Consider the following 10,927-nt stretch of genomic DNA (forward strand, 5'->3'; position numbering starts at 1 on the left):
GGTCTGGGACCGGGTTAACGAAGAGCGTGGTGCTGCGGCAGCGGCGGTGCCGAGTATTGTTTTCGAGTAGCTTGTTCGGTAGCCGCCGCTCTGCAGCCTAGGCCGCGCCGACCTTCTCGCCGAAGCTGGAAAAAAACTGTCCGGCCAGTTTCTTCGAGGTCGATTCGATCAGCCGGCTGCCGAGTTGGGCGATCTTGCCGCCGACATCGGCCTTGGCCGCGTAGTTCAATATCGTGGCGTCGGGTCCATCTGCCGTCAGCGTCACGTCGGCGCCACCCTTGGCGAAGCCTGCAATGCCGCCCTTGCCTTCGCCCTGGATGGTGTAGGAGTGCGGCGGCTTCAGGTTCTTCAGCGTCACTTCGCCGTTGAACGTCGCCTTGATCGGTCCGATCTTCACCACCACGGTTGCCGCCATCTCGGTCGGCGACTTCATCTCCAGGCTCTGGCAACCGGGAATGGTCGCCTTCAAGACCTCGGGATCGTTCAGCGCTTCCCACACTTTTTGCAGCGGTGCGGCAATGCGCTCCTCGCCTTCGATCACCAAAGCCATGAAAACCTCCCGGACAAGACTGTCCGAACCCGTAACGCACGGCTTGGTGCGTGTCTATCGCACCAAAGTCCGGTTGCGACCGCACGCCCTCTTGCCTGCTCCCGCGCGTTGCCATATCGATTTGTCTTACAAATACGGAGACCATGATGGCAGGCGCCCCCACCCATAAGAAAAAATTTCGCTCGCAGGAGTGGTTCGACAATCCCGACAATCCGGGCATGACGGCTCTCTATCTCGAGCGCTATCTCAATTACGGCCTGACGCGCGCCGAACTGATGTCCGGCAAGCCGCTGATCGGCATCGCCCAGACCGGCTCGGATCTGTCGCCCTGCAACCGTCATCATATCGAACTGGCCAAGCGTGTGCGCGAAGGCATCGTCTCGATGGGCGGTATTCCGTTCGAGTTCCCCTGCCATCCGATCCAGGAGACCGGCAAGCGCCCGACCGCAGCGCTCGACCGCAACCTTGCCTATCTCAGCCTGGTCGAGGTGCTTTACGGCTACCCGCTCGATGGCGTCGTGCTGACCATCGGTTGCGACAAGACGACGCCGGCGCTGCTGATGGCAGCGGCCACCGTCAACATTCCGGCGATCGCGCTGTCGGTCGGGCCGATGCTCAATGGCTGGCACAAGGGCAAGCGCACCGGCTCCGGTACCATCGTCTGGGAATCACGCCAGCGCCTGTCGGCCGGCGAGATCGATTATGACGAGTTCATGGACATCGTCGCCTCGTCGGCGCCGTCCACCGGCTATTGCAACACCATGGGCACCGCCACCACGATGAACTCGCTGGCCGAGGCGCTTGGCATGCAGTTGCCGGGCTCGGCCGCCATTCCCGCGCCCTACCGCGAGCGTGGCCAGATTTCCTATGAGACCGGAAAACGCATCGTCGAGATGGTGCATGAGGATCTGAAGCCGTCCGACATCATGACGAGAGAGGCTTTCGAGAACGCCATCGTCGTCAATTCGGCCATTGGCGGCTCGACCAACGCGCCGATCCACCTCAATGCCATCGCCCGCCACCTTGGTGTCAAGCTCGACAATGACGACTGGCAGACGGTCGGCCTCAATGTGCCGCTGCTGGTCAATTTGCAGCCGACGGGCGAATATCTTGGCGAGGACTACCATCATGCCGGCGGCGTGCCGGCGGTCATTGCCGAACTGATGAAGGGCGACCTGTTGCCGCATCCCGGCGCACGCACCGTCAACGGCAAGTCGATCGGCGAGAATAGCGAGGGCGTCGCCAACGAAAACCCCGACGTCATCCGCTCTGTCGCCAAGCCGCTGAAGGCCAATGCCGGCTTCATCAACCTCAGGGGCAATCTGTTCGATTCGGCGATCATGAAGACCAGCGGCATCTCGCCCGAGTTTCGCGAGCGCTATCTGTCCAATCCTAGGGATCCCGAGGCTTTCGAAGGCAACGCCATGGTTTTCGACGGGCCGGAGGATTACCACGCCCGCATCGACGACCCGGCGCAAGGCATCGACGAACACACCATCCTGTTCATGCGCGGCGCCGGCCCGGTCGGCTATCCCGGCGGTGCCGAGGTCGTCAACATGCAGCCGCCGGCCTATCTCATCAAGAAGGGCATCCACGCGCTCGCCTGCATCGGGGACGGCCGCCAGTCGGGCACGTCGGGTTCGCCGTCGATCCTCAACGCCTCGCCGGAAGCGGCGATCGGCGGCGGACTGGCGCTGCTCAAGACGGGCGACCGGGTCCGCATCGACTTGCGCAAGGGCACGGCCGACATCCTCGTCACCGACGACGAGATCACCCGGCGCCGCGCCGAACTGCAGAACAATGGCGGCTTCCACTATCCCGAGCACCAGACGCCCTGGCAGGAGATCCAGCGCGGTATGGTCGCGCAGTTTTCGGAGGGAATGGTGCTGAAGCCGGCGGTGAAATACCAGGATGTCGCGCACACCAGCGGTGTCCCCAGGGACAATCATTGATTCTGGATCGACGGATGGCGGCTTGATCAAATCAGGCCGCCGTCGGTTTTCCGGTCAGCGTGTTGCATCGCGGCCGGGTAGGTCGAGAACGGCCACCGTCCTTGACAAGCGCGCCCAACAAATCCACCATCATGACAAGGGGTGCATCGCGACGACCCCGTGAGGCGTCAGCCCAACGTTCGCGTCCAAGCTTCTCTTTTCAGGAGGTGGACGCCATGCCGTCAACAACCGCTATCACCGTACCGCAATTGTCCCGGCTCATAGGTCTGCCGGGCGCCCCAGTCGTTGTCGATGTTCGCATAGATGAAGATTTCGACGCCGATCCGCGGCTGTTGCCGGCGTCGTGCCGTCGCGATTTCAAAACCGTTTCAACCTGGGCGGCCACGTTCGCCGGCAAGCCGGTGGCCGTCGTTTGCCAGAGGGGGCAAAAGCTCTCGCAAGGCGTGGCCGCATGGCTGCGCCATGAGGGGATATCAGCTGAATCTCTCGAAGGCGGGTTTGAGGCCTGGCGCGATGCCGGAGGGCTTTTGGCCCGCACCGCCAAGATGTCGCCACGCAATGAAAAGGGCGCCAACGTCTGGGTGACGCGATCGCGCCCGAAGGTCGACCGCATCGCTTGCCCGTGGCTGATCCGGCGTTTCGTCGACCCCGACGCGGTGTTCCTGTTCGTCGAACCCGCTGAAGTGTTGGCTGTTGCCGACCGCTTTCAGGCCGTGCCGTTCGACATCGACAATGTGTTTTGGAGCCATCGCGGCGAGCGCTGCACCTTCGACACGATGATCGAGGAGTTCGGGCTGGAATCCGCGGCGCTCGATCGCCTCGCTGCAATCGTGCGGGCGGCCGACACTGCAAGCCTTGACCTGGTGCCTCAGGCGGCCGGCTTTCTGGCTGCCTCGCTTGGTCTGTCGCGTATGTACCGCGACGATCTGGAACAACTGGAAGCAGGCATGCTGCTCTACGACGCGTTCTTCCGCTGGTGTCGCGACGCCACCGAAGAAACGCACAACTGGCCGGCTGCGGGTAAGCCGTCGTGACCGCTCTTGTCCCGGACAATAAGGCGGGAACCGTCCCGGTGCCGGCTGCACCGACCTTCACCGAGGCCGTGAAGGTCTGGGCGAAAATCGGATTGCTCAGCTTTGGCGGTCCGGCCGGGCAGATCGCGCTGATGCACAAGGAACTGGTCGAGGAGCGGCGCTGGATCGGTGAGCGGCGTTTCCTGCACGCGCTGAACTACTGCATGCTGCTGCCTGGCCCGGAAGCCCAGCAACTCGCCATCTACATCGGTTGGCTGCTGCACAGGACGGCCGGCGGCCTTGTCGCCGGCATCCTGTTCGTCTTGCCGGGCGCGCTCGTCATGCTCGCCTTGAGCAGCCTCTACGTCCTCTATGGCGACGTGCCGCTTGTCGCGGCGCTGTTTTTCGGGGTCAAGGCGGCTGTGCTTGCCATTGTCGTCGAGGCGGTGGTCCGGATCAGCCGGCGTGCCCTCAAGAACCGGGTCATGGTGTCGATCGCGGTCGCGGCGTTCATCGCCATCTATGCGTTGAATGTGCCCTTTCCGCTCATCGTCCTGCTAGCCGGCCTGACGGGATGGCTGGGGGATCGCATTGCTCCCGCCCTGTTTTTCGGCTCGGCCCATGGCAAGGACGATGTTGCCGACTTCAAGGGAGCGGTCGACCTGATGTTCGAGCGTGGCGAACTGGCCCATGTCAAACCGACCAGATGGCATGCACCGCGCACCGTCGCGATCTGGCTGCCGCTCTGGCTCGGGCCTGTTCTTTTGATCTGGTGGTTCACCGGCTCTGCAAGCGTCTGGACCGAGATAGGCCGGTTCTTCAGTCTCATGGCTGTCGTCACCTTCGGTGGCGCCTATGCGGTCCTCGCTTATGTCGCACAGGCAGCCGTCCAGTCCTTCGGCTGGCTGGTGCCGGGTGAAATGGTCGATGGCCTTGGGCTCGCCGAAACCACGCCAGGGCCGCTCATCCTGGTGCTGCAGTTCGTCGGCTTCATCGCCGCGTTCCGCCATTCCGGCTCGCTGGACCCGTTGGTTGCCGGATCGCTGGGGGCTTTGCTCACTCTGTGGGTGACGTTCACGCCTTGCTTCTTCTGGATATTCCTCGGTGCGCCCTACATCGAGGCCTTGCGCGGCAACAAGGCACTGTCGGCCGCACTGGGCGCGATCACCGCCGCCGTTGTCGGGGTAATTATGAATCTGGCCCTATGGTTTGCCTTGCACGTCATCTTCCGTGAGGTGCACGCAACGGGCCTTGGCATGAACGTGCCGGTGCCTTCGTCGATCGACTGGCGCGCGGCCTTGCTTTCCGTGGCCGCCATGGTCGCCATCCTGAAGCTGAAAGTCGGCATGCTGCCGACACTCGCGCTATCCGCCCTTGCAGGGATCTTGCTGGCGGCGGCTGGTTAGACAGCACCGCCTTTGCAATCCGCTTGCCCACCACCTAAGTGGGCTGGAAATGGAAGGAAACATCATGGCCGGACGGCGATCTTCCCTCGGCTTCCTCGGAGTGTTCGGCCGTTCGGGCGACTTGAGGCAGCTCGACGATGCATTGCGCGGCGCCGATCTGCATCCAGCCCTTGTGCCGGAGGGCGTGAAGCTTACCCTCGTCAATCTCATGAAGGATCGCTGGCCCGACGAGCCGCCACCGGGCACCTATGCGTCGGTGGCACAATTATGCAGCTATTGCATCGCGGGTCCCGAAACCTTCGAGCAAGCCAATGGCCATGAGCGGACGCTGGGAGCCGAGCGCCGCATCGAGGCGGCGCTTGAAGCCGGTGACAGCCTCGACGCGCAGATCGTGCTGATGACGCTGCATGCCAAGCTCATCAACCCCGAAGTCGTCGACCGATACGGGCTCAGCGCGGAATGACGCGAAAGGCAAGATCTGCCTGATTCTCCTAGAGCAATTCTAGGAAAAGTGTGAGCGGTTTTCCGTCTAGAATTGCGTCAAAACAAAGAGTTAGAGCAGATCGCCGTTTCCGTGAAACGGTGAATGCTCTAAGGCAGCCGAGCCGTTCAGGCCCGGCTGATCTCCTCGAGATACCAGCCGATGTAGCGCAGTTCGTTGTATTCCATCGGCGCGATAGGTCCGGGCACGAAATAGTGCGAGCGCACGCCGCGCGCGGTGTGCTCGATGATCTTCTTGTCCTCTTCGGTGGTGATCTTCCACAGCCAGGTCAGCTTCTCCAGATCGTAATCCTGGCCCTCGACCGCGTCGCCGCGCACCAGCCAGATCAGCTCCATCTCGCAGGTGCCAGCCGTTTTCGGGATGAAGCGGTAGATCATGCCGTGATCGGGATAGCATACGAGGAAGGTCGTGCCGCCGAGATGGATGGAAGTGACGCCACCGTCATAGTCGGAGAAGCGTCCCATCAGCGGGGCCACCGGCGATCCATCCTGGCTGCCGCTCGAAACGCCGTCATAGAGCGCATAGCGGAAGGTGTGGATTGCTTCCTGGCCGGCCGCCGAGTTCTGCCAGCGGTTGGCGCTGCCGATCTCGATGCCGAGCGCGCAGGTGCGTTGCTCCATCGCCGCATTGAGCTGCTCGATCATTTCTGCCGGCTTTTCCAGCGCATGCGTCTGCGAATATTCCGGATGCGCCGGCCCGCAATGGTAACATTCGACATAGTTCTCGACGGCGAGCTTCCAGTTGGCGTCGAGCGGATAGGACTGACGATACGCAACCTTGGCGTCGCCCCAGCCATACTGGCCGCAGCTCGTTCGCAGCGACTGTTCGATCGGATCGAAATCGAGCGGCGTCTCGGCGAAGGAAATGAAGACCAGACCGGATGCGACGCGGACATGAAGCTTCTTCAGCCCGTGCGCCGTGCGGTCGAAATCCTTTGGCATCAGGCGGGCAGCGCGCAACGATCCGTCATTGGAATAGGCCCAGGCGTGGTAGGGGCACACGAACATCTTCGCGTTGCCCTTCTGCTTGGTGCAGACCTCGGCGCCGCGGTGGCGACAGACGTTGAGCATGGCATGCACGGTGCCATCCATGCCGCGTGTCAGGATGACCGCCTCGTCGCCCAGTTTGAACAGCTCGAAATCGCCGGGGTTCGGGATAACGCTGGCGTGGGCCAGGCAATGCCAGTGGCGGCGAAAGACCCGTTCCATGTCGCGCTCGAAGATCGCCGGGTCATGATAGAAGGCACGCACCAGGCCGTGGCCTGGCCGATGAGATGCCACCAGCCGATCGATCGCGTCGCCGTCGGTGGGGGCTTGCTGGATAGGATGCACACTCATTTGTCGTTCTGCCCGATGGTTGGTCGTGTATGGCTGTATGGCTGCACGAGACTTGTCTCCGGTCAGCCGCCCATATGCGTGCGCGGCAGGTGGATCAGGTTGCCGAAACGGGCACGCAATCTGTCGTCGACCTGTTTTGGCACATGGCGCGGAAATCGTTCGGCAAGAATGCGCTTCTTCTCGGTGATCGCACGCAGCAATATATCAGGCCGGCCTTTTTCGTTCCATTCCTTCGGCGAGGAACGATCGCCGAGGGCAGGATAGAAGTGCTCGGTCTGCATCAGCTTGAGCGTTTGTTCGTTGTCGAGATAGTGGCCTGGACCCTTGAGGCAGACCTCCGCGATGCTGTCGATCGACAGGGCCTCGTCAGTCACGTCGATGCCACGCGCGCAGCCCAGGCAATGACCGAGCATGTCGTTGTCGATGACCAGGCTCTCCAGGCAGAAGCCGAGCAGCGAGGCATGCATGCCGGCCGCCTCATAGACGAGGTTGAGGCCGGAGAGGCCGGCCATCACATTGGTGATGCCCTTTTCGTAGCCGGACTGAATATCGGGCAATTTCGAATCCGTCATGCCGGCGGCGGAGCCACCGGGCAGGTCGTAGAATTGCGCCATCTGGGCACAGGCCGCCGTTGCCACCGACTGCTCGGCCGACCCGCCGGCCATGGCGCCGGTGCGCAGGTCGGACATGAACGGCCATGCGCCGAAGATCGCCGGATGGCCGGGCTTGAGCGCGTTGACATAGACCAGGCCGGCCAGCACTTCGGCCACTGCCTGCACGACGGCGCCGGCCATCGCGGCGGGTGCCGTCGTGCCCGACTGGCCGGTCGACAGCAGCAGGATCGGGATGCCGCCTTCGACGCAGGCCTCGAGCACGCCGCAGGCATCCTCGGCGAACCTCATCGGCGGCACGACGAATGAATTGGAGTTGGAAACGAATGGCCGGGCGCGGAAATTCTCCTCGCCTCCGGCGATGGCGTACAGCATTTCAAGTGCAGGCTTCACGTTCTCACGCACCGTGAAGGATGTTCCGACGTGCTTCGATGTTCCCATCACACAGGCATAAAGCGTGTTGAAATCCATCTCGAGCGGATCGGCGATGTCGCGCGCCACCATCGGCCGCTGGAAGAAATGAATGTTGTCCAGCCCGTCGACGATGCGGGCGGCATCATAAATATCCTGCAGCTTGGATTCGCGGTACTCACGCTTCTCCAGATCCACCAGGTGCACGGCGATGCCTGCCGTGCCGTAGTGCACGCGCTTGCCCTGGACCACCATGTCGTGCCTGGGGTCCTGGCCATGAAGCGTGAAATGTCGTGCCGCCCGCTTGATGGTGTCGAGCACGAGCGCGCGCGGAAAGCGGACCCGGCCATCGTCGCCATGGATCGCCCCCACCTTGGTCAGCACCTTTATGCAGGAAGGAATGGCGTTGGCGAAACCCACTGTCTCCAGAAGCGTCAGCACGCCTTCGTGGATACGCTCGCGGTCATCCCCGCGAAGCGGCCCGTAGCCGCCGCCCTCGATGGCCTTGTGCTGTGGTCTGGCATCCTCCACCAGGGGAGATGATCGCATGGCATGTCCTGTTTCGCGAAGACCGGAGCGTTGTGGACGACGGTTCGCCGGCGTGTCCTGCTGTTCGACAGCCACTGGCATGGAAGCACTCCAACTTCGTCGGCAGGAACTCGTGGCGGTTGGTCCACCATCGGCCTGCTTCTTCCCCTGATGACGCCGACTATGCCGCCGGCACTGGCCCATCCTATGGGCCAGCTGGCTCAGTTCCATGTGCCAGAACTAAAATACCGGAGCCGCTGCGAGCGGCTCCGGTCACGAGAGGTCGATGATGGATCAGGCGGCCGCGGGTCTGCGTCCGGCGGCCGTGGCCAGTTCGCGGATGCCTGGCTCGATGTGCTGTAGCGCGATCGACGAGATGCCCAGCCGCATGAAACGCGAAGGCTTTTCAGTGCGATCGAAGAAGCGGTCGCCTGGCTCGATGATGACGCTGCGCGAGGCCGCTGCCTCGGCAAGCCCGCGCGAATCGGTGCCGCGCGGCCCTTCGAGCCACAGCGACGTACCGCCGGCCGAATCGGTCGAGCGCCATTCCGGCAGGAAGGCGGAAATCGCATGGACCAGCCGCTTGCGCCGCTCGTCGAAGGCTGACGACAGCCGCCGCACCAGCGCCTCGTGGTGGCCGAGCGACAGGAACAGTGCGACGGCGCGCTGATTGTTGGCCGGCGGATGACGCAGCATGAAGCGGCGCAGCGCCCGGAGCTCCGCGATCAGTCCGGCAGACGCCACGATGTAGCCGAGCCGCAGGCCGGGAGCCAGCGTCTTGGACATCGAGCCGACATAGACCACGCGGCCGGAACGATCGAGGCTCTTCAGCGCTTGCTGCGGTGCCTCGTCGAGAAGCTGGCTGTCATAGCCGTCCTCGATGATGATCTGGTTGTAGCGGTTGGCGCGCGCCAGAAGATCCTGCCGCCGTTCCGCCGACAACGGCACCATGGTCGGGCAATGATGGCTGGGCGTGACGAAGACGAAGCCGGAATCATTGGGAATAGAAGCAGTTACGATGCCGGACTGGTCGACCGGCACCGGCTGTATCTCTGCGCCCGCAAGGCGGAAGATCGAGCGCGCGTCGGGGTAACCGGGGTCCTCCATCGCCACCTTGGAGCCCTTGGACATCAGCAGCGTCGCCAGCATGTAGAGCGCGTTCTGGGCGCCCAGCGTGACGATGATCTCGTCGGGATTGGCGAAGATGCCGCGCCGGGGCAGGAGCCGCGCCTGGATCTGCTCGATCAGCAGCGGATCGTCACGGTCGACCATATCGGATGCCCAGTTGCGGATTTCCAGCACGGCAAGCGCCATGCGGTTGCACTCGCGCCATTCAGCGGTCGGGAACAGCGCCGGGTCGAACTGCCCGTAGACGAAAGGATAGGACGACTTGATCCAGTTCTCGTGCTTGGCCGGCGGCGGCATGTCGCTTGCGGCGATCTTGCGGCGTGCCTTCCAGTCGATCTCATTGGCCTGGTCGGGCGCCTTCTGGTGCGGCTTGGCCGGTGTCGCCAGCACATCGGGATTGACGAAATGGCCACGCCGCTCGCGCGCCACCAGGAAACCCTGGTCGACGAGCTGCTGGAACGCCAGCACCACGGTTCCGCGCGCGACGCCGAGTTTTTCGGCCAGGATGCGGCAGGAAGGGAGCGGCATCGAAGCGGCGATCTGGCGGTCGAGAATGGCGGCTACGATGGCCTGGCGGATCTGCGCCTGCAGGGTTTGGCCGGATTCGGCCGAAATCCGGAACAGGCCGGACCATATCGCCGTGTCGTTTCGCTGTGGCATGGGAGATTTCCTCGATGGCCAGCCTTTTTCGTTTGGCTGGACCAGCCGAACGTAACCGTGGCACAAGGGGTTGCGCCAATCAATTTTTCTGATCGTTGGGATTTATGCCAGTGATCCTTCACGTCCTTTTGATGCCGCGTTGCGGCATCGTGGGGTGACGCGGCGCTTCATCCCGGCGATGACATCGTGCGTCATGGCGGCGTGTGGGTGTGCGTCATCGCTGCGCATTGATACGGGTGGAGTTCGGCCCGATAGATTGTCGCGACGACACGCGCCGGAAACATCCGGTCCGTAATGATGGCTCGAGGTCTCGGAGTTTGGCAGTGGATCAATCGTCCTTTCAAAAACAGCTCGCCGCCTTGCGCGACCACCGCGCGGCGGCGCCCGCCAGCATGCGCCAGACCTTCGCCGCCGATCCCAAGCGGTTCGTGGAATTCTCCGCCACCGACGGCGATCTGCTGCTCGACTGGTCGAAGTGCGCGGTCGACGCGACCACCATGGAGCAGCTGGAAAAGCTCGCGCAGGCCGCCGATCTCGAAGGCCGCCGCGCCGCCATGTTCGCGGGCAAGAAGATCAACGTCACCGAGGACCGTGCCGTGCTGCACACGGCGCTGCGCAACCTGACCGGCAAGGGCGTCACCGTCGATGGCCAGGACGTCAAGGCGGACGTCATCGCCGTGCTCGACGCCATGGGCGCCTTTGCCGATGCCGTGCGCTCGGGCAAGGCGGCCGGCGCCACCGGCAAGAAGATCACCGACATCGTCAACATCGGCATCGGCGGTTCCGATCTCGGCGCGGCCATGGCGACGCTGGCACTGGCGCCCTATCA

The 10,927-nt window shown here is 63.3% G+C and carries 8 protein-coding genes and 1 pseudogene; 5 read left to right on the forward strand and 4 right to left on the reverse strand.

Annotated elements, in window-relative coordinates:
- Nucleotides 1–97: 97 nt before the first annotated feature.
- Nucleotides 98–550 carry a carbon monoxide dehydrogenase subunit G gene (locus EN969_RS04435; protein WP_013528005.1) on the reverse strand — a complete coding sequence of 151 codons (453 nt, stop codon included), beginning with the start codon at nt 548–550 and terminating at the stop codon, nt 98–100.
- Nucleotides 551–696: 146 nt separating this feature from the next.
- Here EN969_RS04435 and EN969_RS04440 point away from each other — a divergent pair, with 146 nt between their 5' ends.
- The 4 genes from EN969_RS04440 to EN969_RS04455 all read left to right on the forward strand — a co-directional run bounded on the left by EN969_RS04440 (nt 697) and on the right by EN969_RS04455 (nt 5,384).
- Entirely contained in the window at nt 697–2,502 is a 1,806-nt protein-coding gene (locus tag EN969_RS04440; RefSeq protein WP_013528004.1) for an IlvD/Edd family dehydratase, read from the forward strand.
- Nucleotides 2,503–2,717: 215 nt separating this feature from the next.
- Nucleotides 2,718–3,536 (forward strand): chromate resistance protein ChrB domain-containing protein, encoded by an 819-nt coding sequence (locus EN969_RS04445; RefSeq protein ID WP_063169929.1) that lies wholly within the window; start codon nt 2,718–2,720, stop codon nt 3,534–3,536.
- Nucleotides 3,533–4,921, forward strand: a complete 1,389-nt coding sequence (gene chrA, locus EN969_RS04450; RefSeq protein ID WP_063169930.1) for a chromate efflux transporter — start codon at nt 3,533–3,535, stop codon at nt 4,919–4,921. The genes EN969_RS04445 and chrA overlap by 4 nt, the downstream gene beginning before the upstream one ends.
- 64 nt (nt 4,922–4,985) lie before the next feature.
- Nucleotides 4,986–5,384 carry a hypothetical protein gene (locus EN969_RS04455; RefSeq protein ID WP_082826722.1) on the forward strand — a complete coding sequence of 133 codons (399 nt, stop codon included), beginning with the start codon at nt 4,986–4,988 and terminating at the stop codon, nt 5,382–5,384.
- Between the two features lie 146 nt (nt 5,385–5,530).
- On the opposite strand, the gene EN969_RS04460 is transcribed toward EN969_RS04455, so the two are convergent.
- The 3 genes from EN969_RS04460 to EN969_RS04470 form a co-directional block, all read right to left on the reverse strand.
- The gene (locus EN969_RS04460) at nt 5,531–6,760 is read right to left on the reverse strand and encodes an aromatic ring-hydroxylating dioxygenase subunit alpha (RefSeq protein ID WP_063169932.1); all 1,230 of its coding nucleotides are present in this window, start codon (nt 6,758–6,760) and stop codon (nt 5,531–5,533) included.
- A 62-nt stretch (nt 6,761–6,822) separates the two neighbouring features.
- Nucleotides 6,823–8,412 (reverse strand): trimethylamine methyltransferase family protein, encoded by a 1,590-nt coding sequence (locus EN969_RS04465; RefSeq protein WP_027161820.1) that lies wholly within the window; start codon nt 8,410–8,412, stop codon nt 6,823–6,825.
- Between the two features lie 192 nt (nt 8,413–8,604).
- Entirely contained in the window at nt 8,605–10,098 is a 1,494-nt protein-coding gene (locus EN969_RS04470) for a PLP-dependent aminotransferase family protein (protein WP_024503382.1), read from the reverse strand.
- Nucleotides 10,099–10,421: 323 nt separating this feature from the next.
- Here EN969_RS04470 and EN969_RS04475 point away from each other — a divergent pair.
- Nucleotides 10,422–10,927 (forward strand): annotated as a pseudogene (locus tag EN969_RS04475) (glucose-6-phosphate isomerase); the annotation flags it as partial.

It is taken from the genome of Mesorhizobium sp. M7A.F.Ca.CA.003.01.2.1 (genome assembly GCF_003998945.1).
Lineage (GTDB): Bacteria > Pseudomonadota > Alphaproteobacteria > Rhizobiales > Rhizobiaceae > Mesorhizobium > Mesorhizobium ciceri.

Excerpts from the sequence above, each read along its gene's own strand:
- EN969_RS04435 (WP_013528005.1), bottom strand. The coding sequence starts at position 550 with ATGGCTTTGGTGATCGAAGGCGAGGAGCGCATTGCCGCACCGCTGCAA.
- EN969_RS04440 (WP_013528004.1), top strand. The coding sequence starts at position 697 with ATGGCAGGCGCCCCCACCCATAAGAAAAAATTTCGCTCGCAGGAGTGG.
- EN969_RS04445 (WP_063169929.1), top strand. The coding sequence starts at position 2,718 with ATGCCGTCAACAACCGCTATCACCGTACCGCAATTGTCCCGGCTCATA.
- EN969_RS04455 (WP_082826722.1), top strand. The coding sequence starts at position 4,986 with ATGGCCGGACGGCGATCTTCCCTCGGCTTCCTCGGAGTGTTCGGCCGT.
- EN969_RS04460 (WP_063169932.1), bottom strand. The coding sequence starts at position 6,760 with ATGAGTGTGCATCCTATCCAGCAAGCCCCCACCGACGGCGACGCGATC.
- EN969_RS04465 (WP_027161820.1), bottom strand. The coding sequence starts at position 8,412 with ATGCCAGTGGCTGTCGAACAGCAGGACACGCCGGCGAACCGTCGTCCA.
- EN969_RS04470 (WP_024503382.1), bottom strand. The coding sequence starts at position 10,098 with ATGCCACAGCGAAACGACACGGCGATATGGTCCGGCCTGTTCCGGATT.